This window comes from Rhizobium tropici CIAT 899, from assembly GCF_000330885.1.
GTDB lineage: Bacteria > Pseudomonadota > Alphaproteobacteria > Rhizobiales > Rhizobiaceae > Rhizobium > Rhizobium tropici.
The window spans coordinates 3,417,854-3,443,604 of record NC_020059.1; the positions used below are offsets into that span (position 1 = coordinate 3,417,854).

The window sequence follows — 25,751 nt, forward strand, 5'->3', positions numbered from 1 at the left end:
ATCGGCAAAGTGATATTTAATGATGTCCGAATTATCGTATTTCACTTTGGTTAATCAAGTCGATACCGCCAGAAATTACGGTAGGCCATAGCTGGACAAGAATCGGGTGGTTTCAAGGCGTCGCCTGCCGAACCTCGTCCCGATAGAAGCGGTCGGCAAATTCCTGCATGCTTTTGTCGCGTGCTTGCTCTTCCCGGAACACTCCTGAGAAGTTGGAATAGCGTACGAGCGAGGCTGATAAAAACGCCGTGATGGGCGATGGCGGCACGCCTTCTCCCATTTCACGCGTCTCCTTCTTGACTGCCACCAATTGCATAATGCTGGTCCGAATGTCTTGGGCGATATCGATATCCGCCAAACATTCGAGCATGTTCATCGGCGGCAACTTGGCAAAGTCCGTTTGCCGCATCCATTCCAGCGCTATCGCCGGACGGATGGAATAGAGCAGCTTCTTCAGACGGATGGGCGCAGCCTCATTATCTGGCTGTTGCTGCTTCAGAAGCCCAATATAGTGCCGAGCAACCTTCTCCGGCACCATGATCACATCAAGCAAAGTACTGAGACGGCTACGAAAGCCGGCCTCCTCCTCATAGACGATCGGCGACTTCAACCATTCGACAAGGACAGCGTTACCCTTGAGCGCCAACAGAAGAGCCTTACGCAGGTCCCACCCACCGGTATCAATATCACCGACGATCGGAAATTCGATGACATCGCGAGGCGGGAACAAGGTCAGATGATGTCGCTTCGGCCTGACATAAACGAAGCGGCAATCGTAATCGCTGTCGGGCGAGGGAAAACCCCATGCACGGCTGCCGCTTTCGATGGCAAAGCCGATCCGAATACCCTCGGCCTTGATCGAAGCAAGCCGTGAACGAATTTCGGCCACAGCCTCCGGCGCAAAGCCTTCCATCGTCATGCAAACATCATCCTCGTCGCCCGAAGCCGGCGAATGGGTGACGGCGGGTCAGACCCGCCGCTCGACCATCATCTTCTTGATTTCGGCGATCGCCTTGGCCGGATTCAGACCCTTCGGGCAGGTCTGGGCGCAGTTCATGATCGTATGGCAGCGATAGAGGCGGAACGGATCCTCGAGATTGTCGAGACGCTCGCCCTTGGCTTCGTCTCTGGAATCGATCAGCCAACGATAGGCCTGTAGCAGAACGGCCGGACCGAGGTAACGGTCGCCGTTCCACCAATAGCTCGGACAGGAGGTCGAGCAGCAGGCGCACAGAATGCACTCGTAGAGGCCGTCGAGCTTCAGGCGGTCCTCATGGCTCTGCTTCCATTCCTTAGCCGGCGGCGGCGATACCGTCTTCAGCCAAGGTTCGATCGAGCGGTGCTGGGCATAAAAATTCGTCAGATCCGGCACGAGGTCCTTGACGACGGGCATGTGCGGCAGCGGATAGACCTTCACCGTGCCCTTGATCTCGTCCAGACCCTTGGTGCAGGCGAGCGTGTTGGTGCCGTCGATGTTCATCGCGCAGGAGCCGCAAATGCCTTCGCGGCAGGAGCGGCGCAGGGTCAGCGTCGGGTCGATGTTGTTCTTGATGTAGAGCAGGCCATCGAGCACCATCGGGCCGCAATCGTCGATATCGATATAGTAGGTATCGATGCTCGGGTTCTGGCCGTCATCCGGGCTCCAGCGATAGACGCGGAATTCGCGCGTGTTCTTGGCGCCGACCGGCTTCGGCCAGACCTTGCCTTCGCGCATCTGAGAGTTCTTGGGGAGAGCGAGTTCAACCATGGTCAGTTCCTCTCAGATCAGTACACGCGAGCCTTCGGCTCGATCTTGTGCGGATCGATGCCTTCGGCGATCAGGTCGGTGTGAACCGGACGATAGTCCAGCTTCACGTCGCCTGCCTCGTTGACCCAGGCAAGCGTATGCTTGCGCCAGTTTTCGTCGTCGCGGCCGGCGAACTTGCCCTCGGTATAGTCTTCGCGAGCATGCGAGCCGCGGCTTTCCTTGCGCGCCTCGGCGCCGTAGATCGTCGTGATGGCGTTGGCCATCAGATTGTGGAGTTCAAGCGTTTCGACGAGGTCGGAATTCCAGATCAGCGAACGGTCGGTGACCTTGATGTCAGACATTTCACCCCAGATTTCCGAAAGACGGCGGCAGCCGGATTCCAGCGATTCCTGGGTGCGGAACACGGCCGCATCTTCCTGCATGGCGCGCTGCATCTTTTCGCGCAATGCTGCCGTCGGCGTCGAGCCGCTGGCGTGACGCAAGCGATCGAAGCGTTCCATGATCTTGTCGCAGGCCGCGACATTGACCGGAGGAACCGGGCCGACGCGGTCGATGACCTGGCCGGCGCGGATGGCGGCGGCGCGGCCGAAGACCACAAGGTCGATCAGCGAGTTGGAGCCGAGGCGATTGGCGCCATGCACCGAAGCGCAGCCAGCTTCACCGACAGCCATCAGGCCCGGCAGCACGCGCTCGGGATTGTTGCTGTCGGCATTCAGCACTTCGCCCCAATAGTTCGTCGGAATGCCGCCCATGTTGTAGTGAACGGTCGGCAGGACGGGGATCGGGTCACGGGTCACATCAACGCCGGCGAAGATGCGGGCGCTCTCGGAAATGCCCGGGAGGCGCTCATGCAGCACGGCCGGATCGAGATGGTCGAGATGCAGGAAGATGTGATCCTTGTTCTTGCCGACGCCGCGACCCTCACGGATCTCAAGCGTCATGCAACGTGAAACGACGTCACGCGAGGCAAGGTCCTTCGCCGAAGGAGCATAGCGCTCCATGAAGCGCTCGCCCTCGGAATTGACCAGATAACCGCCTTCGCCGCGCGCGCCTTCGGTGATGAGGCAGCCCGAACCGTAGATGCCGGTCGGATGGAACTGCACGAACTCCATGTCCTGCAGCGGCAGGCCGGCGCGGGCCACCATGCCGCCGCCGTCGCCGGTGCAGGTATGGGCAGACGTTGCCGAGAAATAGGCGCGGCCGTAACCGCCGGTCGCCAGCACCACCATCTTGGCGGCGAAGCGATGGATCGTGCCGTCATCCAGGCACCAGGCGACGACGCCGGTGCAGCGGCTGCCATCGTCGGACATGATGAGGTCGAGCGCGAAATATTCGATGAAGAATTCCGCATTGTTGCGCAGCGACTGGCCATAGAGCGTGTGCAGGATGGCGTGGCCGGTACGGTCGGCGGCCGCGCAGGTGCGCTGCACCGGCGGTCCCTCGCCGAAATTCTGCATGTGGCCGCCGAACGGGCGCTGGTAGATCTTGCCTTCTTCGTTGCGCGAGAAAGGCACGCCGTAATGCTCAAGCTCGTAAACGGCCTTCGGCGCCTCCATGACCATGTACTGCATCGCGTCGACGTCGCCGAGCCAGTCGGAGCCCTTGACGGTGTCGTAGAGATGCCACTGCCAGCTGTCCGGCGTCATGTTCTGCAGCGAGGCGGCAATGCCGCCCTGGGCCGCGACGGTATGCGAGCGCGTCGGGAAGACCTTGGTGATGCAGGCGGTGCGGAAGCCCTGCTCGGCCATGCCGAGCGTGGCGCGCAGCCCGGCGCCGCCGGCGCCGACGACGATCACGTCATAGGAGTGATCGATATATTTGTAGGCTTTCCCGTTCTGGGCAGCCCCATTCTGAGCGGATGAGTTCGGTGCCATGATGCAATTATCCTACGAACGCGATCTTCAGAATGGCGAAAAGACAGAGCCCCGCCATGATGATCGCAAAGAACGTGTTGAGCATGAGAAGGACGATCTTGCCGAATTCGCCGTGGACATAGTCCTCGATGATGACCTGCATGCCGAGCTTCATGTGAATGACGCCGGAGATCACCATCAGGCCGAAGATGACGGCCACGATCGGGTTCGAGATCGCATGCACGACTTCCGCATAGGGCGCGCCGGCATGGATGATCAGGAAGATGACGAAGAAGAGAAAGAGGGGAACGTTGGCAACGGCGGTCAGGCGCTGGCGCCAGAAATGATCGGTGCCTTCCTTGGCGGAACCGAGACCGCGGACTTTGCCCAGAGGAGTGCGCATATCCATGAGAAATATCCTTTAAAGCATGATCCCGAAGGGCGCCTGAGCGCCTCCGGGAGCGATCATGCCAATCAACCCAGCCGGATGGCGATGCCGATGATCCAGACCAGCGCGGTCAGACAGATCGAGGCGATGAGCGTGGCCTTGGCCATCTTCGTCGAGACGGCGGGATCGAAACCATGTCCGAGATCCCACACGAAGTGGCGCAGGCCGCCGATCAAATGGTGCAGCAGAGCCCACGTGTAGCCGAGCAGGATGATGCGGCCGATGATCGTGCCCATGATCCAGTTGACCAGATCGAAATAGCCCTGTCCCGTCGCCGCGGCGATCAGCCACCAGGCGACCAGCACCGTGCCGAAATAGAGCGCCCCCCCGGTGATGCGGTGGAGGATCGACATGACCATGGTGGGAATGGGTTTGTAGATTTGCAGATGCGGCGACAGAGGCCGGTTTTGTGTGACGTTCGCCATCAGAACCTCGCGGCGTTACGATACGCTTAGAACCCGGTTATCCGGGGCAACGCGCGCGCAGAGACGTGCAGTGTGCGTTGCATCATTGCGACCAATAATCACAGAGACGCCCATCCACAAGCACAATTGATGCCTGCATCGAATTTAATCGATTCGGATCGGGCTGCACTTTAGCGAGCATGCAATGACGGGCTTCCCATTCCGGGTCGTTTACCATTTCGGCAACCCTGACGTGGACTTCGCGCGGCTCTTGGGGCAATCTGCCGTTAAGATTTCATTAACCGATCGAAGCGAGTCGAATCATGAAGCCGCATCTTTTCAAGGCAACAGCGCTCATCGTGGCGGCGGCAACACTTTCCTTCGCACCGGCATCGGCGGGCGACTACCGCCACTGGCATCATCACGATCACTCCGGCCTTGTGCGCCTGAACCAGATATCGAAGCCCCAAGGTCGCGAACAGCAACCTGCCCGGATCGTCATCATGGAACGGCATGACGCGGCAAACGCCGGCAGCTATGCCGGCTCGGCCGATGTCTATCGGGCCGATGGCGGCACCTATGTCATCGGCTATGGCGGCTACAATCCCTACGCACAGCCTGCCACGGTGCAGCTGAGGCCGAAGGCGAAGGTCATCGATGTCCGCTATGCCGGCAATCCCTGCTCGTATGAAGCAGGCGTCTGCGTCATCAGGCACTGACGTTTCTCAATCGGCGGCAAAACACCAGACCGTCGTCTTCTTGATCTCGCTGTCCTCCAGTGCCCGCGTCACCGGCACTTGATAGGTGGCCTGCTCTTCCAGGCGATCCTTGGGAAGATAGGCCCTGCCGGGATCGCCGACGAGAACCGTTTTCCCCCCACCCGCCAGACGCCTTAGCCAGGGAACGAGGCTCGCGGCAAAATCGCGATCATAGAAGACATCGCCGGCAAGAATGACGCCCGCATCCACGGTGCGGCCGATGACGTCATCGCCAGAGAAATCTACGGTGACGCCGTTTTCAGCAGCATTGAGCCGGATCGCCGTGCCCGCCCATGGATCGATATCGACCGCGAGCACATGAGCCGCACCCGCACGCTTCGCCGCAATCGCGACGAGCCCGGAGCCGCTGGCAAAATCCAGCACGGTTTTGCCGGCAACGATCTCCGGATGATCGAGGATATAGCGCGCGAGACCCTGCCCACCCGCCCAGGCAAAGGCCCAGAAGGGCGGCGGCAGGCCGATCTCTTCCAGCTCTTCTTCCGTCTTCAGCCACAGTTCATGCGCCTCGCTTGCCAGATGCAGCCGGACTTCCGGCACATGCGGCGGCGCCATGAGGCTGGTATTGGCAAGGATGAAGCTTTCCGGATCGGTTTTCAATGAATCTCCCACCCACCGAACAAGGCCGGATCATGCCGGTGGATTGTCCAGACCGCCCATGCGGCAGACTTCGAGCCATTCATCATCCGTCACCGGCTGCACCGAAAGCCGCATGGAGGTGACGAGCGCCATCTGCGAAAGCTTCGGATTGGCCTTAATGTCCTTGAGGGTCACCGGGTTCGGCATGTCGCGAACGGCGCGGATGTCGGCACATTCCCAGCGCGGATCGTCCTTGGCGGTCGAATCCGGATGCGCCAGCGCGCAGACCTCGACGATGCCGACGACCTCCAGCCCGTCATTGGAGTGATAAAAGAAACCCTTGTCGCCGATCTGCATGGCCCGCATGTTGTTTCGGGCGAGATAGTTGCGCACGCCGGTCCATTCGGTGCCTTTTGCGCCGGCATCTTTCTGCTGCTGCCAGGACCAGGAGGACGGCTCGGATTTATAAAGCCAATGCGCCATCTCTCATGCCTCCGGATTGTTGAAGACCCAGTTGAACGGCTTGATCTCGACGCTCTCGAACAGGCCAGCCTTCGTGTAGGGATCGGCATCGGCAATCGCCTTGGCGGCCTCGGCGCTCTCGGCCTTGACGACAACGAGACTACCGTTCGGCTTGCCGTCCGCATCCAGGAACGGACCGGCCATCTTCAACGTCCCTTCGGCATTGAGCTTGTTCAGATGCTCCAGATGCGCCGGGCGCGTCTCCATGCGAACATTCAGGTGACCGGGCTTGTCCTTGCAGACAAAGGCAAACAGCATGATTAGTCTCCTTCTAATATCCAAACTATTCCGTAGTGATCGGCCGCGTCATCAATTGCCCGATGGCTGTGGCTATGTCGAGCTTGCCGTCGATGATGGCGGACACCGCGTCGGTGATCGGCATGTCGACGCCGAGTTTGTGAGCGAGCCGCGCGGCGATGGAAGCGGCATAGGCGCCCTCGACCAGCGTGCCATGCGTTGGATCAACGGTCTCTCCCTGCCCAAGCGCGATACCGAACCTGAGATTACGGGATTGATGGCTGGTCGCCGTCAGCACGAGGTCGCCAAGGCCGGAGAGCCCGCGCACGGTTTCAGCCTTGCCCCCCTTGGCCGCGACGAAGCGCGACATCTCGGCAAGACCACGGCTGATCAGCGCCGCACGTGCGGAATCGCCGATACCCCGGCCCTCGACGATGCCGCAGGCAATCGCGAGAACATTCTTCAAGGCGCCGCCGAGCTGCACGCCGATGCGGTCGTCCGAGGCGTAGAGGCGGAACGTCGGGCCGGAAATCGCCTGTGCAAGCCTCTCGGCGACAGTCATATCGGCGGCGGCAATCGCCATGGCCGTCGGCAGTCCCTTGGCGATGTCGGCGGCAAAGCCCGGGCCTGAGAGCACGGCGATCGCATGCTGCGGCAATTCCCGCTCCAGCATATCGGTCAGCAGATCGCCGGAAACCTTGTCGATACCCTTGGCGCAGGTGACGACGACGGCATCCCTGGCAAGGTAGGGACCATAATGGCGAGCAGCATCGGCCTGCGCCTGTGAGGGCATGGCAAAAAGAACGATGCCGGCATCGGAAACAGCATCCGGTTCAGCTGAGAACAGCAACGAATCTGGCAGTGCGATTCCGTGCAGGACGGCATCATGCATGCGGTCGGCGGCAAGGTCGGTCATCAGCCCGGCGTTGCGGCCGACGAGCACCACATCGGCACGACCGGTCAATGCAATGACGGCGGCAAGCGCCGTGCCGAAAGCACCGGCGCCGATGACTGCGATCCGTTCGTTGCCGCTCATGCCTTCGCTCCTCGTTTGCCGTGGCCCAGGAGGGTTTCCGCCTTCTGATCCAGCGGCCAGCGCGAGCGCGGCTGCACATCGAGATCGTCAGGCGCTGCACCCGTCGCCATGCGCTCCAGTCCCGCCCAGGCGATCATGACGGCATTGTCCGTACACAATCTCAATGGCGGCGCGATGAAGCGGAAACCGTTGGCGTCGCAAAGTTCCTGCAAGGTGCGACGCAATTCGAGATTGGCGGCAACGCCACCTGCGACGACAAGCGACGGCTTTTCCTCAGTCTTCGGAAACTCCGTCTTGAAGCGCTGCAGGCCGCGGCCGATCCGGTCCTTCAGCGTGCGCGAGATCGCCTTCTGGAAGGAGGCGCAGATATCGGCGATATCCTGCTCGGTGACAGGCGCAATCGCCGTCGCCGCCTGTCGTACCGCCGTCTTCAAGCCGGAAAAGGAAAAATCGAGGCGCGTTTCGCCGACCAGAGGGCGTGGAAGATCGAAGCGGTCCGGATTGCCGTTTTTGGCGGCTGCCTCCACAGCCGGGCCGCCGGGATAGGGAAGTCCCAGAAGCTTGGCCGTCTTGTCGAAGGCTTCGCCAAGCGCATCGTCGATGGTCGTCCCCCAGCGCTCATATTGGCCGACGCCGCGCACCAGGATCAGCTGGGTGTGGCCGCCGGACACGAGCAGCATGAGATAGGGGAAGGCAAGACCGTCCGTCAGCCGCGCCGTCAGGGCATGGCCTTCCAGATGGTTGATGGCGTATAATGGCTTGCCGGTGGCACGCGAAATTGCCTTGCCTGTCATCAGGCCGACGAGCAACCCGCCGATAAGGCCCGGTCCGGATGTAGCGGCAATGGCATCGACGTCCGAGAGCGACACATTGGCGCGTTTCAATGCCTCGTCGATCAGCGTATCCAGCGCCTCGACGTGTGCCCGCGCAGCAATTTCCGGCACGACGCCGCCATAGGCGCTATGCTCGTCCAGCTGGCTGAGGACGACATCGGAACAAACCGTTGGCGTGCCGTCATCCCGGCGCTCGACAATGGCTGCAGCGGTTTCGTCGCAGCTTGTTTCGATGCCGAGAATACGAAGAACGGATGTCATGGAGAAAGTTCGTTGCCTACAGGTCGATTGCGATAAAGCGGAAATATGGTTACGGGAACTGTCGGTAACAACGGATCAAAGCGGATGCAAACAAAACCTTTCCGGATCGGCACGCGCGGCAGCCCGCTGGCGCTCGCCCAGGCGCGAGAAGCGCGCGACCGCCTGATGGCGGCCCATGGCCTTCCGGAGGAGATGTTCGAAATCGTCGTTCTCACCACCAAGGGCGACCGCATCACCGACCGCTCGCTCGCGGCAATCGGCGGCAAGGGTCTGTTCACGGAAGAGCTGGAAGAGAAGCTGACCTCAGGCGAACTCGACTTCGCCGTGCATTCGGCCAAGGATATGGCAACGAAGCTGCCCCAGGGCCTGGCGCTCACAGCTTATCTGCCGCGCGAGGACATTCGCGATTCCGTCATCGGCCGCACCGCGCCGAAACTGATCGAGCTGCCGCATGGCGCTACCGTCGGATCGGCGTCGCTGCGCCGCCAGGCGCTGATCCGTCGCCTGCGCCCTGATATCAACGTCATTACCTTCCGCGGTTCGGTTCAGACCCGCCTGCGCAAGCTGGAAGAGGGGCAGGCCGACGCCACCTTGCTGGCGCTTGCAGGCCTGAAGCGGCTTGGCATGGTCGAGGTCATCACCGATATTCTCGACCCGGATGAATTTCCGCCCGCGCCCGCACAAGGCGCAATCGCCATCGAAAGCCGGATCGACGATCAGCAGATGAACGAGCTGCTCGCCGCCGTCAATGATGCGCCGACTTTCGACGCGGTATCCTGCGAACGCGCTTTCCTGGCGGCACTCGACGGGTCCTGTCGCACGCCGATAGCCGGCTACGCAATTTGCGAAGGCGATCATCTGCGTTTCTTCGGCATGATCCTCACTCCGGATGGCCGCCAAGTGCACACGACCACCATCGAGGGCCACCGGCGCGATGCCGAGGCGCTGGGGATCAATGCCGGTCAGGCGATCCGCGCCGAGGCCGGCAGCACCTTCTTCGAAGACTGGACCTGACAAAGGATGCGCGTCGTCGTCACCCGCCCTCGGCATTCGGGTGAACGCACCATGCGGCGGCTGACGCAAATGGGGCATGAACCCCTGCTGCTGCCGCTGGCCGAACCCGTCCATCATGTCGAGGAGGCAAGACGAGCGCTCCTGACCACGCAGGGCGTCGTCGCCGTCACCAGCGCCGAGGCGTTCCGCGTGCTGGCGGCGCTAGGCTCCGATATCGAGCCCCATCTCGGACGACCGCTCTTTGCGGTGGGCAAGGCAACGGCTAGAGAGGCGGCGGAGCTCGGCTTCAGCAATATCGCAGTCTCCGAAGGCGCCGGCGCCGAGCTTGCCGCCCTGGTTTCACGCCATTCTGCCGGCAGGAATGCCGCGCCCCTCCTCTATCTCGCTGGCTTTCCGCGCGCGGCCGGTTTCGAAGCCGGATTGGCGGAGCTGCACCTGCCTTTCCTGACCGTCGAATGCTACCGAATGCAGGATATCATCCCCGACGACGTCACTCTTCGCCGGTTTTTTTCCGACGCTCGCGCGGATGCCGTGCTGCTTTATTCCCACGAAACCGCCAGGCGCTTTTTCAGCCTTTCTTTCGTCGGCCACTACATGGAGCTTTTTGCGGAAACGCGGTTTCTTTGTTTGAGCGAAGCCGTCGCGGGCGCGGTTCCGGAGACGCTGCAATCCCATGTCGATATCGCCGACATGCCGAATGAAGACCGACTTCTGGCGCTTCTGATCCGGGCGTAAGGCCGCAATTTTGATGTAAGGTCTTTTCATAATCGCCTTGTCTGTCTAACTTCGTTGCAGCGCATGAAAAGAGGACCTCATGGTATCGCGAAAAACGCCTAACCATTCGAAGCCCAACGACGAACCGGTCACGATCGACCTGGAAGCCGAAAAGACTGCGCAGGACGCAGCTCCCGAAGATTTGACCGAGCGCAGCCATAGCGAGCTTGGCAGCTCCTCGGCTGGTGAAGTGGAAATGCCGCTGGATGCGGAGAAGGAGCCGCTTCGCGAGGAGGCTCAGGAGTCGATCTTCGGCGCCGCACCGCAAGAGCCGCAAGGTGCATCAGCACAACAGGCCGATTCTTCACCCTCCCATGCCGAACAAGCGCCTCATACCGAACGTTCGCAGTCGCGCGAGGGTTCAACCTCGGGGCTGATCGCGGCCGGCATCGTCGGCGGCTTGATCGCCCTCATCGGTGCCGGCGCCTTGCAATATGCCGGCTTCCTGCCTGCTGGTCGCGCAGGCAAAGACAGTTCTACCCAGATCGCAACGCTGAATGCCGAGATCGACGGTCTCAAGCAGAGCATCGCCAATCTCGCCGCCGCACCAACCGCAAAGCCGGACGAAGCGCTGGCGGCCCGCGTCGCAGCGCTTGAGACGAGCGCTGCCAACGGCGCTTTGACGAATGGCTCGGGGACAAATGGCTCGGGTGGCACCGCAAACCCCGCTTCCGATCAGAAGATCGTTTCGCTCACCAGCGAGGTCGAGCAGCTGAAATCGGATCTGAGCAAGGCGACGCAGAGCCAGGCAACCTCCGATGCCGAGGTCAGCAAGCGTCTTGATGACGCCGAAAAGAAGCTGAGCGGACCAAGCCAGGAGAGCGCTGTGGCCCGCGCCATCGCGGCGGCGGCGTTGAAGGCGGCAATCGACCGCGGCGGTCCCTTCCAGCCCGAGCTCGACACCTTCGCCAATGTCGCGCCGGACGATCCGGCTGTCGCCGCCCTCAAGAATTTTGCCCAGACCGGCGTTCCCTCTCGGGCCGACCTGATCCGCCAGGTTTCGAGTGCCGCAACGGCAATCGTCGCAACGGCACAGACCGACGATCCGAACCAGAGCTGGAGCAGCCGCCTGGTATCCGGCGCCAAGTCGCTGGTGCAGGTCCGCCCCGTCGGCAATGTCCCTGGCGACAGCATCGATGCCATCGCCGCCCGCTTCGAGGACAAGGTCAGGAATGGCGACCTTCCGGGCGCCGTGACCGAGTGGAACAGCCTGCCCGATGCCGCGAAATCCGCATCGGCCGCCTTCAAGCAATCGCTGGAGGCCCGCATCCGCGTCGAGGATCTGGTAAGCGACGCCTTGTCGAAGGCGATCGCCAATACCGGGAAACAGAATTAAGGACGGAGTATAGCAATGATCAGACTGCTTATCTTCGCCATTCTCGTCCTGGCTCTCGGCTATGGTTTTTCCTGGCTCGCGGATCGTCCCGGCGATCTCTCGCTGGTCTGGGAAGGCCAGCTTTACCAGACGAAGCTGATCGTCGCCGCCGCGATCCTGATTGCAATCGTGGCCGCCGTGATGATCGTCTGGTGGTTCGTGCGGCTGATCTGGACGTCGCCGCACTCCGTCACCCGCTATTTCCGCGCCCGCAAGCGTGACCGCGGCTATCAAGCGCTCTCAACAGGCCTCATCGCCGCCGGTGCCGGCAATGCACTGCTCGCCCGCAAGATGGCGGCCCGCACCCGTGGCCTCATCCGCGCCGATCAGGAGCCGCTCATCAACCTGCTCGAAGCTCAGGCCGCCTTGATCGAAGGCAAGCATGACGAGGCCCGTCAGAAGTTCGAGCAGATGGCCAACGATCCCGAAACGCGCGAGCTCGGGCTGCGCGGCCTCTATCTCGAAGCCAAGCGTCTGGGCGCGCATGAAGCGGCGCGGCAATATGCCGAGAAGGCGGCCGACCAGGCGCCCTACCTGCCCTGGGCGGCACAGGCGACGCTGGAATATCGCAGCCAGGCCGGCCGCTGGGACGATGCCATCAAGCTGCTCGACCAGCAGAAGGTTGCCCATGTCGTCGATAAGGCAACCGCCAACCGTCAACGCGCCGTGCTCCTGACGGCGCGCGCCGACGAGAAATTGGAAAGCGATCCCGTCGGCGCACGCGACGATGCGCTGGCGGCACTGAAGCTCGTGGATGATTTCGTTCCTGCAGCGCTGATCGCCGCCAAGGCCTTGTTCCGTGAAGACAAGGTGCGCAAGGCTGCCTCCATCCTCGAGCAGGTCTGGAAAGCCCGGCCGCATCCCGAAATCGGCAAAGCCTATGTGCGGGCCCGCAGCGGCGATTCAGTTCTCGATCGCCTGAAGCGCGCCGAACGGCTGGAGGCGATCCGCCCGAACAATGTCGAAGCCCTGCTGTTGACCGCAAAGGCGGCGATGGACGCAGGTGATTTCGGCAAGGCCCGCGCCAAGGCGGAAGCTGCCGCACGGATCGATGCGCGCGAGGGCGCCTTCCTGCTTCTCGCCGATATCGAGGAAGCGGAAACTGGCGATCAGGGTCGCGTCCGCCACTGGATGGCGCAGGCACTGCGCGCCCCCCGCGATCCGGCCTGGGTCGCCGATGGTTTCGTCTCGGAAAAATGGCTGCCGCTGTCGCCGGTCACCGGCCGCCTCGACGCCTTCGAATGGAAGGCGCCCTTCGGCCAGATCGAAGGTCCGGTCGAAGAGGGTTCCGCGGTTTCTGTCGATGCGGCGCTGAAATCGCTGCCGCCCGTGCGCGAGGCGGCTGGCGCAACCGCAGCGGAGGCGACAAATTCACCAAAAGTTGCATCGCCTGCCAGCAATGCCTATGTCATGGAATTGGAGCCCGCCGTGGCAAAGTCCGCGCCGAGCGTGTCCGAGGCAGCGCCCAAACCGGTGCCGCAGGATGCGGAGCCCCGGCCCTTCTTCGGTGGCGCGCCTGATGATCCGGGCGTCAAAGATCATAAACTTGAACCGGAACCCAAGACGCGGCTCAAGTTGTTCTAGAGCAATTCCGGCAACAGCGCGCAGCGGCTTTGCCTCTGGAATTCCGGAAGAAAAAAATGGAGCATGGTGCCCCAAGAACCCTGCTCTGCCCGTTTTGAGAATGGAGACGCATGTTCGAACGCTTTCAGGAATTTCTTCACAACCTGACACAAGACCATCCCCGATCCGGTTTCGCACCCGACGACCCGCGTGTCGCCGTGGCAGCTCTCTGCATCCAGGTGATGGAGGCGGACGGCAAGATCGAGAACAGCGAGAAGAAGCGGCTGCGCAAGCTCTTGAAGGAGCAGTATGGTCTTGATGGCCGCAAGCTCGATCAGCTGATCGCGGCCGGCGAGGAAGCGGAAAGCGAAGCCGTCGACTATTATCGCTTCACCTCGGACCTGAAGCGCCATCTCGACAGCTCGCAGCGGCTCGAACTGCTCGGCATCCTCTGGGATATCGTCTATGCCGACGGCGAGCGCAGCGAGATGGAAGATCATGCCATCTGGCGGATCGCCGACCTCATGGGCATTTCCGATCGCGAGCGCATCATGAAACGCCAGGAAGCTGCCGCACGCGCGCCCGGTTTCAGGGTGGAGACAGGCAATGATGATTGAAGCGCCGAAGAGCGCCGGCCGCCCGATATTGATCGTCCTGCATCAGGAACGCTCCAGCCCCGGACGCGTGGGCCAGATGCTTCTGGAAAAGGGCTTCGATCTCGATATCCGGCGGCCGGTTCTCGGCGACCCTCTGCCCTCGACACTGGAGGCTCATGCCGGCGCCGTGGTCTTCGGTGGCCCGATGAGCGCCAACGACCCCGACGACTTCATCAAGGCCGAGACCGACTGGCTGAAGGTGCCGCTTAAGGAAAACCGCCCCTATCTTGGCATCTGCCTCGGCGCGCAGCTGCTCGCCCGCCATCTCGGCGCCAAGGTGAAGGCGCGCGATGACGGCAAGACCGAGATCGGCTGGTATCCGTTGCAGCCGACGGAAAAGGGTCGCCTGCTGATGCGCTGGCCGCAGATGGTCTACCATTTCCATCGCGAAGGCTTCGAGCTGCCGCACGGCGCCGATCTTCTGGCAACGGCGGAGACCTACCCCAATCAGGCTTATCGCTACGGCACTAACGCCTGGGGCCTGCAATTCCATGCCGAGCTCACCCGCGCCATGATGCAGCGTTGGGTCGTGCATGGCGAACATCGCTTCGGCATGCCGAACGCCCAGCAGGGCCGCGAGCATCTGGAAGGCCGCATGATCTTCGACGCGGCGCTCAAGGCTTGGCTGTCGGAATTCCTCAATCTCGTCTTCGAAGGCAAGCAGGCGATGGCGGCCTAGAGCAGTTCCAGCAAAAGTGCGAAGCGGTTTTGCGTCCGGAACTGCGTAAAGACAAAAAGATAGAGCGTTTTCGCGATTCGAAGAAAAGCGAAAGTGCTCTAAAGGTCTTCGCCTGACGAAAGCGCGCGGTAGAATTCATCGATCGCCCCACGGATGGCAGACGCATATTGCTTGAGCTTCTCCGCATCGGCCGTGAGGGCATCTCTGACGCCTCTCGGAATCTCAAGCTGCACCCCAACCTGCCGCTGGCCGCGATTGCAGATATTGCCGGCTGAAGCTCCCGCGAGCGCCTCCCCCTTCTTTCTCGCAACGGCAGCAAATCCATCGCGACGAAGCGCCTCTACGATCAGGTTACGCAGCGATGTGTCGAGCCCGCCGATCCAGCTTGACTCCGGATCCTCCCGGTCCGCTCGACCATGAACGGCGATGACGATCGCTGAATTGGCAACCAGATCGTTTGCAATCGGCTCATCGAAATTTTCGGAAGTGACGTGCAGCTCATGATGGAGCCGCGCAGGATCGAGCCCTTCGAAGCGGTAAAGCGAGAACCTCCCATTTGCGATCGCCAGCGCTATCTCGGATGTGGCAGGTTCGATGAAGCCGGCATGCGGAGCGATAACAGCGACGGGTGATGATCGGCTCTCCGCGCGGACGCGATAATCGACGCCTTCGGTCTCACGTTCGCGAAGCGCCGAAAACGAATTGTATCGATCCGGCAACCTCGCCATTACGCACTCCTCAAACCGCCTGCGGCTCGCCGTTGCGATCCGGTGCATTGAGACTGTCGATTCGGCGCAGCTGCGGGAAACCGGTGGCCCAGAGGAGGGCGACCGTCAGCGTGCCCAAGCCTCCGACGACGACGGCGGGGATCGCGCCGAAATAATGCGCCATGGTGCCGGCGCGGAACTCGCCAAGCTCATTCGACGCGCCAACGAAAACCATGTTGACGGCATTGACGCGGCCGCGCACGTGATCCGGCGTCCAGAGCGTAATCAGAGTTTCTCGGACATAGACCGAGATCAAGTCGGAGGCACCCATGACGGCGAGAGCCACTATCGACAACCACGGCGTATGCGAGATGCCGAAGACAAGTGTGCCCACGCCGAACATGGCAACCCCGGCAAACATGCAGATGCCGGCGCGATTCCGGATAGGATAAGTCGCCAGAAACAGGCCCATGGCGATTGCGCCGAAGCTTGGCGCAGCGCGCAGCATGCCGAGGCCCCAGGGCCCAAGCGTCAGGATATCGCGCGCATAGATGGGCATCAGCGCGACCGCGCCGCCGAGCAGCACGGCGAAAAGATCGAGCGAGACCGCGCCGAGCACCACTTTTTCCGACCAGATGAAACGGAAGCCGGCGAGCATCTCGTTGAGGCTACGCCGCTCATGCGCGGTGCGCTGCTGCGGCTTGGGGATCAGGAAGGTCAGCACCGAACCGGCCGCGAAGAAAAACACGGCCACGGAATAGGCGACATTGGCCCCGACGCCGTAAAGCAGGCCACCGGCCACGGGGCCAAGGATGGCGGCGGCATCCCATGACATCGAGTTCCAGGTGATGGCGTTCGTCAGGTCCTCGGGCGGGATCAGGTTGGGCGCCAGCGATTGCATGGCCGGCGTCATGAAAGCGCGCTCGATGCCGAAAACGGTGAGGATCAGAAATACCGGCAGCGGCGCGAAAGTGCCAGATACGGTCAGGAACAGCAGGGCAGCCGCACAAAGGGTGCCGACGAAAATGCAGATCGCGGAAATCAGGCGCCTGTTGTAACGGTCCGCAGCCGTGCCCGTCACCAGGATGAGCAGCAGCGACGGCAGGAACTGCACGAGGCCGATCAGACCGAGATAGAGCGGCTGGCCGGTGTGCTCATACATCTGCCAGCCGACGGAGACGCTGACGACCTGCGTGGCAAAGGCCGTCAAAAACCGCGCGAAGAAGAAATAGGTATAGGCAACGTGCCTGAAGGCGGCAAACCGGTCTCCGCTGACGGCGAACAACATGGGACGAGACTTTCCGATGCGGCCGCTGGCGCAAAGGCCGGCCTTTTAAACATGATTCAACATGCTTCGGAGCATGGGACTTGCCCGTTTAGTCGCCAATGTCTACATGTCTGTCAACCGCGAATTGGAGACGGACATGCTCGCCTTATTTCAAACCATTGATCTGGCTTTGAATCTTTATACCTGGATATTGATCGCCAGCGCCATCTTTTCCTGGCTTTATGCTTTCAACGTCATCAATTCGAGCAATCAATTCGTCAGCTCCGTCGGCAACTTCCTTTATGCGGTCACGGAACCTGCCCTGCGGCCGATCCGCCGCATCCTGCCGGATCTCGGCGGCATCGACATTTCGCCGGTCATCCTGCTCTTGATCATCTTCTTCATCCGCTCGCTGATGTGGAATTCGATCGTCCCCATGTTCCTGCGGTGAACAAGGCCTGGCAGGCCTTTCCGGATCACGTCAGGCTTTCCGTACGGCTCACGCCCAATGGCGGGCGTGACGCGATCGATGGGCTCGAAACCGTAAGCGACGGCGAATGCTATCTGAAGGCGCGCGTTTCAGTGGCGCCGGAAAAGGGCAAGGCCAATAAGGCCCTGATTGCCTTGCTTTCAAAGAGCCTCGGCCTTCCCAAATCCACGCTTAGCATTATCAGCGGCGACACAGCGCGCAAAAAAATCCTCCGGATCGAGGGCGAGCCGGAGGATTTGATGGAGAAATTGAACCTTATTACGAAGGGCTGATCAGGCCTTTTCCTTCTTGGCGCGGGCGATGGCTTCGATGATCAGTTCGCCGGCTTCCTTGGAACCGCCCCAGCCAAAGATCTTCACCCACTTGCCGGGCTCGAGATCCTTGTAGTGCTCGAAGAAGTGCTCGATCTGCTTCAGCGTGATCTCCGGCAGGTCGGTATATTCCTTGACCTTTTCGTAGCGCAGCGTCAGCTTCGGCGAGGGCACGGCAATGATCTTCTCGTCCTTGCCGGAATTGTCTTCCATCTTCAGCACGCCGATCGGACGAACATTGATGACGCAGCCCGGGACCAGCGGACGGGTGCTGGCGATCAGAACGTCGATCGGGTCGCCGTCTTCGGAGAGCGTGTGCGGGACAAAGCCGTAATTGCCCGGATAGGTCATCGGCGTGTAGAGGAAACGGTCGACGACCAGCGTGCCGGCCTCCTTGTCCATTTCGTACTTGATCGGATGACCGCCGACCGGCACTTCAACGATGACGTTGACGTCTTCGGGCGGGTTCTTGCCAATGGAAATCGCGTCGATACGCATGCTTGTCCCCTAGATAAGGATGGTTGCCGCCAGCCAAATAATAGGATTCATCCCGCAACGCAACAACGCATCGGGAAACAGGCGGATTTACTGCATGATTCCTGAAATCGGAAATCGATTTAGGGATAAAATCATACAGCAGATTTAGAGCGCCACAGCGCCGCTCAGGGCCAGACGAAGCCGATCTTGCGCAGCTGCCTGTGATCGAAGGTTTCGATGCCCTCGCAGAAATCCGCACCGCCCTGCCCGCGATAGAAGCGGTAGGCGTTCTCGTTTTCCTCGAGGCACCAGACGACCAGCCCCTTGCAGCCGAGCGACTTCAACAGCCGACGCGCCTCGCCGAACAGCATGCGCCCGAGGCCGAGGCCCTGATATTGCGGGCGCAGATAGAGTTCGTAAATCTCGCCCTCCTGCGGCAGCGCGCGGGCGCGGTTGAGGCCGAGCGTAGCATAGCCTGCGATCTCGCCGGCGACATCCAGAACCAGCAGCGTTGCCGGACCACTGGTCGCCTTGCGCCACCAGGCTTCGCCGCGACGCTCGATCATCTGGCCGAGAGCACGATGCGGAATGATGCCGGCATAGGTGTACTGCCAGGATTGGCGGTGCACCTCCGAAATGGCTCGGGCATCATCGGGTTCTGCCCGCCGAACATCAATCGACAACGTCTTCATAACGTCTACTCTGATCTTACCAACGCGAATTAACCATCCTCATTCATAAAGATGGCGGACTTGCCCACAGGCTTTATCCGTGGATCATTAACAAAAATTAACGACTTTTTAACCTTTTGGACAAGGGCTCAAAAACCGAACATGCAATTAAAAACCCCGGCACGAAGGCCGGGGTCGAATGCATCGCTCGGTTAGGATGATCAGGCCAGACGGGCCTTCTCGTAGCGCTTGCGCTCGTTCGGATCGAGATACATCTTGCGGAGGCGGATCGACTTCGGCGTCACTTCCACCAGCTCGTCGTCCTGAATCCAGGAAAGCGCACGGTCGAGCGTCATGCGGATCGGCGGGGTCAGCTTCACGGCTTCATCCTTGCCTGCGGCGCGGATGTTGGTGAGCTTCTTGCCCTTCAGCACGTTGACTTCGAGATCGTTGTCGCGCGAGTGGATGCCGATGATCATGCCGGCATAGACCTTCTCGCCGGCGTCGATGATCATCGGGCCGCGGTCTTCGAGGTTGAACAGGGCGTAAGCCACGGCTTCGCCGGCTTCGTTGGCGAGCAGCACGCCGTTCACCCGGCCGCCGATTTCGCCCTTGTAAGGCTGGTAGTCATGGAACAGACGGTTCATGACGGCCGTGCCGCGCGTATCGGTCAGAAGTTCCGACTGATAGCCGATGAGGCCGCGGGTCGGCGCCCAGAAGACCAGACGGACGCGGTTGCCGCCCGAAGGACGCAGCTCGACCATTTCAGCCTTACGCTCGGACATCTTCTGCACGACGATGCCGGAATGCTCTTCATCGACGTCGATGACGACTTCTTCGATCGGCTCGAGAAGCTGACCGCTCTCATCCTTGTGCATGACGACGCGCGGACGCGACACGGCAAGCTCGAAGCCTTCGCGGCGCATGGTTTCGATCAGAACTGCGAGCTGCAATTCGCCGCGACCGGAGACGTAGAACGAATCCTTGCCTTCCGCTTCTTCGATCTTCAGCGCGACGTTGCCTTCGGCTTCCTTGAAGAGGCGGTCGCGGATGACGCGCGAGGTGACCTTGTCGCCTTCGGTGCCTGCATAGGGGCTGTCGTTGACGATGAAGGACATGGTGACGGTCGGCGGGTCGATCGGCTGCGCGATCAGCGGCTCGGAGACCTGCGGGTCGCAGAAGGTATCGGCGACAGTGCCCTTGGAAAGGCCGGCGATGGCGACGATGTCGCCTGCCTGCGCTTCTTCGATCGGCTGACGCTCGATGCCGCGGAAGGCGAGGATCTTCGAGATACGGCCGGTTTCGATGAGGTTGCCGTCGGCACCGAGAACCTTGACGGCCTGGTTCGGCTTGATCGAACCGGAATGGATACGGCCGGTGATGATGCGGCCGAGGAAGGGGTTTGCTTCCAGGATCGTGCCGATCATGCGGAACGGGCCTTCGCCGACGGTCGGCTCCGGAACGTGCTTGACGACGAGATCGAGAAGCGGGCCGAGACCTTCGTCCTTCGGACCCTCAGGCGAATAGTTCATCCAGCCGTTACGGCCGGAACCGTAGAGGATCGGGAAGTCGAGCTGCTCGTCGGTGGCGTCGAGATTGGCGAAGAGGTCGAACACTTCGTTGATGACTTCTTCGTGCCGAGCGTCCGGACGGTCGATCTTGTTGATCGCAACGATCGGGCGCAGGCCGACCTTCAGCGCCTTGCCGACGACGAACTTGGTCTGCGGCATCGGGCCTTCGGCAGCGTCGACGAGAACGATCGCGCCATCCACCATCGAGAGAATACGCTCGACTTCACCGCCGAAGTCGGCGTGGCCGGGGGTGTCGACGATGTTGATGCGCGTATCCTTCCAGACGACCGAGGTCGCCTTGGCGAGAATGGTGATGCCGCGCTCCTTTTCCAGATCGTTGGAATCCATGACGCGTTCGGCAACGCGCTGGTTCTCGCGGAACGAGCCGGACTGCTTCAGGAGCTCGTCGACGAGGGTGGTTTTCCCATGGTCAACGTGCGCGATGATCGCGATGTTGCGAAGTGCCATATGTCTTAATCTCTGAGGCTGGGGCGCAGTGTTTGGTAAACACGCCAATTGCATTTGGCGCGCTCATACCCTTTTTTTCGCGAATGCGAAAGGGGGGAGGCAAGAAAGGAGCTGAATGCCGGCTTTTCGTGCCTCACGCCTCGGTCTTTCATGCCTGGACAGCCGAGCTCTCTTCTGGCGCGTCGCCAATTCAGATGCACATGATCGCCTCAATCGGAATTTGCGTAAGCTCCGTCAAGCAGCATGCTTCAGTAAGAACGCGTCATGATTGACCAGGAAAGCTTTGAGGCGCTCCGGATAGTCGTGCGTCACCGCGTCTCGCACGCTTTGCCGCGACGCCAACTCCGTGCGCCATGCCTTGACACGCGGGAGCCCGTCGAAAACGCCCGTCGATGTGATGGTGTCGAACACATCGAAGTAACGGAAGATCGGCGCAAAAACTGCATCGACCAGGCTGAACGCCTCTCCGGCAAAAAAGGGACCGTTTCTCAATTCCGCCTCGACCCGAGTAAATTTTTCGATCAGCGCTTTGCGCTTGGCCCCATAGGTTCCTTCGTCCTTGGCGGTCTCGAATCCCCACAAGTCCGAAAGGATGGAAGAACCGAACTCCATCCAGCCGCGATGGCGGGCGCGCGCCAGCGGATCGGCCGGGTGGAGCCGAGCACCGGATTGGGTTTCCTCGAGATATTCGCAGATCACGGCGCTCTCGAACAAAACCGTTTCCACTCCATCGTCCTGCCGCACGATCAGGAGAGGCACTTTGCCAAGCGGAGAAATCGCAAGAAACCAGTCGGGCTTTGCCGATAGATCGACATAGCGGACCTCAAATGGCACGGCCTTTTCAGCAAGCGTGATGGCGGCTCGCTGGACGTAGGGGCAAAGGTAATGGCTGACAAGCACCAGTTTTGCGTCGGACATGATCAAATCTCCTGGGTCTTCGTTTAAGATAGATGTAATTGCATCTATATCCAGACTTGCAAGCTCGGTCAACATAGATGTAATTGCATCCATGTCCGATTGTTCAGATGCCGCCGCTTCAAAGCCCTCCGCCGCCATCACGCGAGCATGGGTGCGCCTCATGCGCACGCAACAAATCGTCCTCGCGGCGATCGAGCAGGATTTGAAGGCAGCTGGCCTGCCGCCACTCGGTTGGTACGACGTACTATGGGAGCTGACGCAGGCCACAGAAGGGAAGTTGCGGCCCTATGAGATCGAGGAGCGCACGCTCCTCGCCCAGCATAATCTGTCGCGCCTGCTCGACCGGATGGAAAAAGCCGGTCTTGTTCATCGTGAAATATTTTCCGAGGACGGCCGAGGCCGCTGGGTCGTTATCACCGAGGCAGGAAGTGCGATGCGCATCCGCATGTGGGCAGTCTATGCCTCGGCACTTCAATGCCATGTGGGCGATAAGCTGGACGATGCACAGGCAGGCCAACTGGCTGAGCTGTTGGCTTTGCTTTCGCGGAAATCCTGATTGCCAAGCAAAGATCAGCTCAGCCGCCAAAGCTTACTTTTGGCGACTGACTTTTGCTGCGTACCGACGCAAGATCAGGCCGCCAGCCCCTTCTTCTTCAGCATCGCATCCGGGCTCGGCAGCTTGCCGCGGAAAGCCTTATAAGCATCTTCCGGATCGATCGAGCCGCCAACGGAATAGATGTTGGCCTTCAATTTTCCGGCCATATCCGGATTGAAGGCATCGCCGGTTTCCTCGAAGGCGGCGAAGGCATCGGCATCGAGGACTTCCGACCACATGTAGGAATAGTAGCCGGCCGAATAGCCGTCGCCTGAGAAGACATGCTGGAAGTGCGGCGTCGCATGGCGCATGACGATGGATTTCGGCATGCCGATCTCGGCCAGCACCTCCGCCTGCACGGCCATCGGATCCTCAACCGCGCCGCGGGTATGGAAGGCCATGTCGACCAGAGCCGAGGAGGTGAATTCGACCGTATTGAAGCCGGCATTGAAGGTGCGCGCCGCTAGAACCTTGTCAAGCAGCGCCTGCGGGATCGGAGCGCCGGTCTCATAATGCACGGCATATTCCTTGAGGATGGCAGGAACCGTCAGCCAGTGCTCGTAAAGCTGCGACGGCAGTTCGACGAAATCGCGGGAAACGCCGGTGCCCGAAACCGAGGGATAGGTGACGTTGGACAGCATGCCGTGCAGCGCATGGCCAAATTCGTGGAACAGTGTGCGGGCATCGTCGAGTGAGAGCAGCGCCGGGCGGCCTTCTGCCGGCTTGGCGAAGTTGCAGACGTTGTAGATGATCGGCAGCTCGCCGATCTTGCCGTTCTTCAGCGGCAGCTTGTGCTGCGACTGGAACGAGCTCATCCAGGCGCCGGAACGCTTGGAGCTGCGGGCGAAGTAATCGCCGAGAAACAAAGCGACGAGCTTGTCGGAACGGTCGCGGATCTCGAAGACGCGCACATCGGGATGATAGGCAGGAATGCCCTTCCGCTCGATGGCTTTGATGCCAAACAGGCGGCCGGCGACCTCGAAGCAGGCAGCGATGATCTTTTCGAGCTGCAGATAGGGCTTCAATTCGGTTTCGGAGAAATCGAACTTCCGCGTCCGGATCTTCTCGGCATAGTGCCGCCAGTCCCAGGGCATGACCTCGTGGTTGCGGCCCTCCTCGGCGATCAGTGCCGCAATATCCCTTTCTTCCTCTGCCGCGCGTGCTGCCGCCTTGCCCCACACGGTCATCAGGAGATCGTTCACCGCATCAGGCGTCTTCGCCATGGTATTATCAAGCTTGAGTTCGGCGAAATTGGCATAGCCAAGCAGCTTCGCCTTCTCTGCTCTCAGTGCCAGAGTCTCGCGAATGATCTCACGATTGTCGGTTTTGCCACCATTGGCGCCACGCGCCACCCAGGCGTTGAAGGCCTGCTCGCGCAGATCACGGCGCTCGGAAGAGGTGAGGAACGGTTCGATGATCGAGCGCGACAGGGTGACGGCATATTTGCCCTCCTCGCCGCGTTCGCGCGCAGCCGCCGCCATCGCCTCGCGCAGATAGTCGGGAAGGCCGGCAAGATCGGCCTCCTCCGACAAGAGCAGCGCCCAGCTCTTTTCATCCGCCAATACGTTCTGTCCGAATTGCGCCCCGAGGCCGGCAAGCTTCTCGTTGATGGCAGAAAGCCGCTCCTGCTCCGCCTTCGGCAGCTTGGCGCCCGACTTGACGAAGCCCTTCCAGTGCCGTTCCAGCACGCGGGTTTCCTCGAGCGTCAGCCCAAGGGCGTCGCGGCCCTCCCAAAGCGCATCGAGGCGGGCAAAGAGTGCCGCATTGGTGCCGATCTTCGAATAATGCCGCGCCATCTTTGGTGCGATCTCGCGCTCCAGCGCCTGGATGGTCTCGTTGGTATGAGCGCCGGCCTTGTTCCAGAACAGCGCCGAAATGCGCGAGAGTTCATCGCCGGCGATCTCCAGCGCCGTCACCGTATTGGCAAAGGTGGGTTCCTCGCGATTGCCAGCAATCGCATCGATCTCGGCTTCATGCGATGCAAGCGCCGCATCGAAGGCGGGTGCAAAATCCGTATCCTTCACCGCATCGAAACGCGGCAGCCCCTGATGTCCGGTCCATTCGGTGAGCGCAGGATTGACGGCGGTTTGGGAAGACATGCGGGGCATCCTTTCGACAGACATCTGATCGAAGCACGATATAAGGCTGCTCCCGCCGAATTGGTATGGCGGGGGAGCGAACAAATTGAACGAGGACGGTCAGGCTTTGCGCCAGCCGAGCAGACCGGGCGTGGCATGCCAGAGCGCCTGCGCCGCAAAGCCCATGAAGAGGACGCCGGAGCAGCGCACGATCAACCGCTCATGCGCGCGATAAAAGCGCCGAACAGCGCCTGCTCCGATGATGCTGATAAGAATAATGTCGGCCGTTATGAAACCCGCAAAGGAAACGGTCAGCAGCAGCGGCAGGGCACTGAAGGTCAGCGCGCCGGCAGAGCCCGCAACAAGCGCCGTGAAGGTCGCCAGTGCAACGGGATATCCCTTCGGATTGGTGACGCCGAAAATCAGTCCACGGCGGAAGGGCCGCTCGACGTTGACGAGCGATTTGCCGTCGTCCTTCGGCTTGGCGGTCACGGCGCTCCAGCCGATCCAGGCAAGGTAGAAACCGCATAGCAATCCCAGCAGATCGAAGACGAAGGTGCCGATGGTCTTTGCACCGACGATGGCGACCAATGCAAACGTGGACCAGACGAGATCACCAAACAGATGGCCGCTGACGAAAAATGCACCCGCCTTGCGCCCCTGTCCTGCACCGATGCCGAGCAGCGCCAGGAATGCAGGACCGGGAATGAGCACATAGAAAAGCGCGGCCAGAAAAGCGCCAACAACAAGCGATTGCGTCATGATGGATGGTTCCCGCTGTTAATCGCGCGAGAGTAGCAATCTGCTGAACCCGGTCAAGCAGCAGCGCGTTTTCGGACAGAAGTCGTTGTGTTCACAGGACGAAGTCAATAAGAACGTTGTGGGGCCTAAAAATTAAAGAGCGTAGGTAGGGAAGCGCTTATGAGCAGCAGGATTAATACGGATTCACTTGCCTTTCTTGTGACCGACTGCGCCCGACTGATCAGGGCGGCCTTCGAGCGACGTATTCTTGTCGCCGGGCTCGGACTGACGGCGGGCGAAGCGCGGACGCTGATGCAGGTGGCTGCCATCAACGGCAGTCGCCAGCTTGACATCGCCTCCCGGATGGGGCTGGAGCCGATGACGGTCAGCGCCTTTCTGGACAAGCTGCAGGCGCGCGGCTTGATCGAACGCCAACCTGACCCGCTCGATCGTCGCGCCAAGCGGATCGTGCTTTCGGAATCCGCCGACGCCAAGCTGAAGCAGATCGACAGGGAAATCTGCGAAGTCGAGCGTAACGCGACGCAAGGCTTCGACAATGACCTTCAAGTTCAGCTGCATGACGCACTCTGCGCCTTCCGCGGCAATCTGCAGAAGGCCGAAGCACCTGCCGAAGTCGAACGTGAATTGAGGCCGGTCGATTAACTCCGGCCACCACTTTCCACATAAGAAAGCCCGCCTC

General features: G+C 60.9%; 29 protein-coding genes. 11 read left to right on the top strand and 18 right to left on the bottom strand.

Annotation, left to right across the window (positions count from 1 at the left end; genetic code table 11):
- Nucleotides 1-112 precede the first annotated feature (112 nt).
- From RTCIAT899_RS16730 to sdhC, 5 genes are all read right to left on the bottom strand, one after another.
- Nucleotides 113-919: a nucleotidyltransferase domain-containing protein gene (locus RTCIAT899_RS16730; RefSeq protein WP_015341414.1), complete on the bottom strand. Its 807-nt coding sequence runs from the start codon at nucleotides 917-919 to the stop codon at nucleotides 113-115.
- A gap of 48 nt (nucleotides 920-967) precedes the next feature.
- A complete protein-coding gene (locus tag RTCIAT899_RS16735) occupies nucleotides 968-1,747 on the bottom strand; it encodes a succinate dehydrogenase iron-sulfur subunit (RefSeq protein ID WP_015341415.1) in 780 nt (259 codons plus the stop codon).
- 17 nt (nucleotides 1,748-1,764) lie between these two features.
- Entirely contained in the window at nucleotides 1,765-3,621 is a 1,857-nt protein-coding gene (gene sdhA / locus RTCIAT899_RS16740) for a succinate dehydrogenase flavoprotein subunit (RefSeq protein ID WP_015341416.1), read from the bottom strand.
- 7 nt (nucleotides 3,622-3,628) lie between these two features.
- Complete coding sequence (gene sdhD / locus RTCIAT899_RS16745; RefSeq protein WP_015341417.1) at nucleotides 3,629-4,009, bottom strand: succinate dehydrogenase, hydrophobic membrane anchor protein; 381 nt, start codon at nucleotides 4,007-4,009, stop codon at nucleotides 3,629-3,631.
- 65 nt (nucleotides 4,010-4,074) lie between these two features.
- Nucleotides 4,075-4,473 carry a succinate dehydrogenase, cytochrome b556 subunit gene (sdhC, locus tag RTCIAT899_RS16750; RefSeq protein WP_015341418.1) on the bottom strand — a complete coding sequence of 133 codons (399 nt, stop codon included), beginning with the start codon at nucleotides 4,471-4,473 and terminating at the stop codon, nucleotides 4,075-4,077.
- A 302-nt stretch (nucleotides 4,474-4,775) separates the two neighbouring features.
- Between sdhC and RTCIAT899_RS16755 the strand changes: the two genes are divergently transcribed.
- A complete protein-coding gene (locus RTCIAT899_RS16755) occupies nucleotides 4,776-5,171 on the top strand; it encodes a hypothetical protein (protein WP_015341419.1) in 396 nt (131 codons plus the stop codon).
- 6 nt (nucleotides 5,172-5,177) lie between these two features.
- On the opposite strand, the gene RTCIAT899_RS16760 is transcribed toward RTCIAT899_RS16755, so the two are convergent.
- From RTCIAT899_RS16760 to tsaD, 5 genes are read right to left on the bottom strand one after another with little or no spacing between them, the layout of a single operon-like run.
- Entirely contained in the window at nucleotides 5,178-5,828 is a 651-nt protein-coding gene (locus RTCIAT899_RS16760) for a class I SAM-dependent methyltransferase (RefSeq protein ID WP_015341420.1), read from the bottom strand.
- Between the two features lie 30 nt (nucleotides 5,829-5,858).
- The gene (locus tag RTCIAT899_RS16765) at nucleotides 5,859-6,290 is read right to left on the bottom strand and encodes an EVE domain-containing protein (protein WP_015341421.1); all 432 of its coding nucleotides are present in this window, start codon (nucleotides 6,288-6,290) and stop codon (nucleotides 5,859-5,861) included.
- 3 nt (nucleotides 6,291-6,293) lie between these two features.
- Nucleotides 6,294-6,587: a YciI-like protein gene (locus tag RTCIAT899_RS16770; RefSeq protein ID WP_015341422.1), complete on the bottom strand. Its 294-nt coding sequence runs from the start codon at nucleotides 6,585-6,587 to the stop codon at nucleotides 6,294-6,296.
- Nucleotides 6,588-6,612: 25 nt separating this feature from the next.
- Nucleotides 6,613-7,602 carry an NAD(P)H-dependent glycerol-3-phosphate dehydrogenase gene (locus RTCIAT899_RS16775; RefSeq protein ID WP_015341423.1) on the bottom strand — a complete coding sequence of 330 codons (990 nt, stop codon included), beginning with the start codon at nucleotides 7,600-7,602 and terminating at the stop codon, nucleotides 6,613-6,615.
- Nucleotides 7,599-8,696 (bottom strand): tRNA (adenosine(37)-N6)-threonylcarbamoyltransferase complex transferase subunit TsaD, encoded by a 1,098-nt coding sequence (gene tsaD, locus RTCIAT899_RS16780; protein ID WP_015341424.1) that lies wholly within the window; start codon nucleotides 8,694-8,696, stop codon nucleotides 7,599-7,601. The genes RTCIAT899_RS16775 and tsaD overlap by 4 nt, the downstream gene beginning before the upstream one ends.
- Before the next feature lie 84 nt (nucleotides 8,697-8,780).
- On the opposite strand from tsaD, the gene hemC reads away from it, so the two are divergent.
- From hemC to RTCIAT899_RS16810, 6 genes are all read left to right on the top strand, one after another.
- A complete protein-coding gene (hemC, locus tag RTCIAT899_RS16785; RefSeq protein WP_015341425.1) occupies nucleotides 8,781-9,710 on the top strand; it encodes a hydroxymethylbilane synthase in 930 nt (309 codons plus the stop codon).
- A gap of 6 nt (nucleotides 9,711-9,716) precedes the next feature.
- Nucleotides 9,717-10,445, top strand: a complete 729-nt coding sequence (locus RTCIAT899_RS16790) for a uroporphyrinogen-III synthase (RefSeq protein WP_015341426.1) — start codon at nucleotides 9,717-9,719, stop codon at nucleotides 10,443-10,445.
- Between the two features lie 79 nt (nucleotides 10,446-10,524).
- Complete coding sequence (locus RTCIAT899_RS16795; protein WP_015341427.1) at nucleotides 10,525-11,820, top strand: COG4223 family protein; 1,296 nt, start codon at nucleotides 10,525-10,527, stop codon at nucleotides 11,818-11,820.
- A gap of 15 nt (nucleotides 11,821-11,835) precedes the next feature.
- Nucleotides 11,836-13,443 carry a heme biosynthesis protein HemY gene (locus tag RTCIAT899_RS16800; protein ID WP_015341428.1) on the top strand — a complete coding sequence of 536 codons (1,608 nt, stop codon included), beginning with the start codon at nucleotides 11,836-11,838 and terminating at the stop codon, nucleotides 13,441-13,443.
- 110 nt (nucleotides 13,444-13,553) lie between these two features.
- Nucleotides 13,554-14,039 (top strand): tellurite resistance TerB family protein, encoded by a 486-nt coding sequence (locus tag RTCIAT899_RS16805; RefSeq protein WP_015341429.1) that lies wholly within the window; start codon nucleotides 13,554-13,556, stop codon nucleotides 14,037-14,039.
- Nucleotides 14,032-14,757, top strand: a complete 726-nt coding sequence (locus RTCIAT899_RS16810; protein ID WP_015341430.1) for a glutamine amidotransferase — start codon at nucleotides 14,032-14,034, stop codon at nucleotides 14,755-14,757. The genes RTCIAT899_RS16805 and RTCIAT899_RS16810 overlap by 8 nt, the downstream gene beginning before the upstream one ends.
- A gap of 98 nt (nucleotides 14,758-14,855) precedes the next feature.
- Here the strand turns inward: RTCIAT899_RS16810 and RTCIAT899_RS16815 are convergent, their stop codons facing one another.
- The gene (locus RTCIAT899_RS16815; protein WP_015341431.1) at nucleotides 14,856-15,485 is read right to left on the bottom strand and encodes a poly-gamma-glutamate hydrolase family protein; all 630 of its coding nucleotides are present in this window, start codon (nucleotides 15,483-15,485) and stop codon (nucleotides 14,856-14,858) included.
- 10 nt (nucleotides 15,486-15,495) lie between these two features.
- Nucleotides 15,496-16,752: an MFS transporter gene (locus RTCIAT899_RS16820; RefSeq protein WP_015341432.1), complete on the bottom strand. Its 1,257-nt coding sequence runs from the start codon at nucleotides 16,750-16,752 to the stop codon at nucleotides 15,496-15,498.
- A 106-nt stretch (nucleotides 16,753-16,858) separates the two neighbouring features.
- Here RTCIAT899_RS16820 and RTCIAT899_RS16825 point away from each other — a divergent pair, with 106 nt between their 5' ends.
- Together RTCIAT899_RS16825 and RTCIAT899_RS16830 are read left to right on the top strand one after the other, a co-directional pair.
- Nucleotides 16,859-17,182, top strand: a complete 324-nt coding sequence (locus tag RTCIAT899_RS16825; RefSeq protein WP_085999183.1) for a YggT family protein — start codon at nucleotides 16,859-16,861, stop codon at nucleotides 17,180-17,182.
- Nucleotides 17,179-17,493, top strand: a complete 315-nt coding sequence (locus RTCIAT899_RS16830; RefSeq protein ID WP_015341434.1) for a DUF167 domain-containing protein — start codon at nucleotides 17,179-17,181, stop codon at nucleotides 17,491-17,493. Before RTCIAT899_RS16825 ends, RTCIAT899_RS16830 begins: the two co-directional genes overlap by 4 nt.
- Here the strand turns inward: RTCIAT899_RS16830 and ppa are convergent, their stop codons facing one another.
- The 4 genes from ppa to RTCIAT899_RS16850 form a co-directional block, all read right to left on the bottom strand.
- Nucleotides 17,494-18,030 (bottom strand): inorganic diphosphatase, encoded by a 537-nt coding sequence (gene ppa, locus RTCIAT899_RS16835; RefSeq protein ID WP_015341435.1) that lies wholly within the window; start codon nucleotides 18,028-18,030, stop codon nucleotides 17,494-17,496.
- A gap of 164 nt (nucleotides 18,031-18,194) precedes the next feature.
- Complete coding sequence (locus tag RTCIAT899_RS16840; RefSeq protein WP_015341436.1) at nucleotides 18,195-18,701, bottom strand: GNAT family N-acetyltransferase; 507 nt, start codon at nucleotides 18,699-18,701, stop codon at nucleotides 18,195-18,197.
- Between the two features lie 200 nt (nucleotides 18,702-18,901).
- Nucleotides 18,902-20,719 carry a translational GTPase TypA gene (gene typA, locus RTCIAT899_RS16845; protein ID WP_015341437.1) on the bottom strand — a complete coding sequence of 606 codons (1,818 nt, stop codon included), beginning with the start codon at nucleotides 20,717-20,719 and terminating at the stop codon, nucleotides 18,902-18,904.
- A 234-nt stretch (nucleotides 20,720-20,953) separates the two neighbouring features.
- On the bottom strand, nucleotides 20,954-21,637 hold the full coding sequence (locus RTCIAT899_RS16850) for a glutathione S-transferase family protein (protein ID WP_015341438.1): 684 nt from the start codon (nucleotides 21,635-21,637) through the stop codon (nucleotides 20,954-20,956).
- A gap of 91 nt (nucleotides 21,638-21,728) precedes the next feature.
- Between RTCIAT899_RS16850 and RTCIAT899_RS16855 the strand changes: the two genes are divergently transcribed.
- On the top strand, nucleotides 21,729-22,193 hold the full coding sequence (locus tag RTCIAT899_RS16855) for a MarR family winged helix-turn-helix transcriptional regulator (protein WP_041677700.1): 465 nt from the start codon (nucleotides 21,729-21,731) through the stop codon (nucleotides 22,191-22,193).
- Nucleotides 22,194-22,267: 74 nt separating this feature from the next.
- On the opposite strand, the gene RTCIAT899_RS16860 is transcribed toward RTCIAT899_RS16855, so the two are convergent.
- On the bottom strand, nucleotides 22,268-24,331 hold the full coding sequence (locus RTCIAT899_RS16860; protein ID WP_015341440.1) for a M3 family metallopeptidase: 2,064 nt from the start codon (nucleotides 24,329-24,331) through the stop codon (nucleotides 22,268-22,270).
- 99 nt (nucleotides 24,332-24,430) lie between these two features.
- Nucleotides 24,431-25,072 (bottom strand): LysE family translocator, encoded by a 642-nt coding sequence (locus RTCIAT899_RS16865; RefSeq protein ID WP_015341441.1) that lies wholly within the window; start codon nucleotides 25,070-25,072, stop codon nucleotides 24,431-24,433.
- 159 nt (nucleotides 25,073-25,231) lie between these two features.
- On the opposite strand from RTCIAT899_RS16865, the gene RTCIAT899_RS16870 reads away from it, so the two are divergent.
- Complete coding sequence (locus RTCIAT899_RS16870; RefSeq protein ID WP_015341442.1) at nucleotides 25,232-25,714, top strand: MarR family winged helix-turn-helix transcriptional regulator; 483 nt, start codon at nucleotides 25,232-25,234, stop codon at nucleotides 25,712-25,714.
- Nucleotides 25,715-25,751 lie beyond the last annotated feature (37 nt).

Coding starts and splice junctions, on each gene's coding strand:
- RTCIAT899_RS16865 (WP_015341441.1), bottom strand. CDS start 25,072: ATGACGCAATCGCTTGTTGTTGGCGCTTTTCTGGCCGCGCTTTTCTAT.
- hemC (WP_015341425.1), top strand. CDS start 8,781: ATGCAAACAAAACCTTTCCGGATCGGCACGCGCGGCAGCCCGCTGGCG.
- RTCIAT899_RS16790 (WP_015341426.1), top strand. CDS start 9,717: ATGCGCGTCGTCGTCACCCGCCCTCGGCATTCGGGTGAACGCACCATG.
- RTCIAT899_RS16765 (WP_015341421.1), bottom strand. CDS start 6,290: ATGGCGCATTGGCTTTATAAATCCGAGCCGTCCTCCTGGTCCTGGCAG.
- RTCIAT899_RS16850 (WP_015341438.1), bottom strand. CDS start 21,637: ATGTCCGACGCAAAACTGGTGCTTGTCAGCCATTACCTTTGCCCCTAC.
- RTCIAT899_RS16870 (WP_015341442.1), top strand. CDS start 25,232: ATGAGCAGCAGGATTAATACGGATTCACTTGCCTTTCTTGTGACCGAC.
- sdhD (WP_015341417.1), bottom strand. CDS start 4,009: ATGGATATGCGCACTCCTCTGGGCAAAGTCCGCGGTCTCGGTTCCGCC.
- RTCIAT899_RS16735 (WP_015341415.1), bottom strand. CDS start 1,747: ATGGTTGAACTCGCTCTCCCCAAGAACTCTCAGATGCGCGAAGGCAAG.
- RTCIAT899_RS16825 (WP_085999183.1), top strand. CDS start 16,859: ATGTCTGTCAACCGCGAATTGGAGACGGACATGCTCGCCTTATTTCAA.
- typA (WP_015341437.1), bottom strand. CDS start 20,719: ATGGCACTTCGCAACATCGCGATCATCGCGCACGTTGACCATGGGAAA.
- RTCIAT899_RS16820 (WP_015341432.1), bottom strand. CDS start 16,752: ATGTTGTTCGCCGTCAGCGGAGACCGGTTTGCCGCCTTCAGGCACGTT.
- RTCIAT899_RS16805 (WP_015341429.1), top strand. CDS start 13,554: ATGTTCGAACGCTTTCAGGAATTTCTTCACAACCTGACACAAGACCAT.
- RTCIAT899_RS16770 (WP_015341422.1), bottom strand. CDS start 6,587: ATGCTGTTTGCCTTTGTCTGCAAGGACAAGCCCGGTCACCTGAATGTT.
- sdhC (WP_015341418.1), bottom strand. CDS start 4,473: ATGGCGAACGTCACACAAAACCGGCCTCTGTCGCCGCATCTGCAAATC.
- RTCIAT899_RS16730 (WP_015341414.1), bottom strand. CDS start 919: ATGACGATGGAAGGCTTTGCGCCGGAGGCTGTGGCCGAAATTCGTTCA.
- RTCIAT899_RS16775 (WP_015341423.1), bottom strand. CDS start 7,602: ATGAGCGGCAACGAACGGATCGCAGTCATCGGCGCCGGTGCTTTCGGC.
- tsaD (WP_015341424.1), bottom strand. CDS start 8,696: ATGACATCCGTTCTTCGTATTCTCGGCATCGAAACAAGCTGCGACGAA.
- RTCIAT899_RS16855 (WP_041677700.1), top strand. CDS start 21,729: ATGTCCGATTGTTCAGATGCCGCCGCTTCAAAGCCCTCCGCCGCCATC.
- ppa (WP_015341435.1), bottom strand. CDS start 18,030: ATGCGTATCGACGCGATTTCCATTGGCAAGAACCCGCCCGAAGACGTC.
- RTCIAT899_RS16860 (WP_015341440.1), bottom strand. CDS start 24,331: ATGTCTTCCCAAACCGCCGTCAATCCTGCGCTCACCGAATGGACCGGA.
- RTCIAT899_RS16815 (WP_015341431.1), bottom strand. CDS start 15,485: ATGGCGAGGTTGCCGGATCGATACAATTCGTTTTCGGCGCTTCGCGAA.
- sdhA (WP_015341416.1), bottom strand. CDS start 3,621: ATGGCACCGAACTCATCCGCTCAGAATGGGGCTGCCCAGAACGGGAAA.
- RTCIAT899_RS16810 (WP_015341430.1), top strand. CDS start 14,032: ATGATTGAAGCGCCGAAGAGCGCCGGCCGCCCGATATTGATCGTCCTG.
- RTCIAT899_RS16795 (WP_015341427.1), top strand. CDS start 10,525: ATGGTATCGCGAAAAACGCCTAACCATTCGAAGCCCAACGACGAACCG.
- RTCIAT899_RS16755 (WP_015341419.1), top strand. CDS start 4,776: ATGAAGCCGCATCTTTTCAAGGCAACAGCGCTCATCGTGGCGGCGGCA.
- RTCIAT899_RS16840 (WP_015341436.1), bottom strand. CDS start 18,701: ATGAAGACGTTGTCGATTGATGTTCGGCGGGCAGAACCCGATGATGCC.
- RTCIAT899_RS16800 (WP_015341428.1), top strand. CDS start 11,836: ATGATCAGACTGCTTATCTTCGCCATTCTCGTCCTGGCTCTCGGCTAT.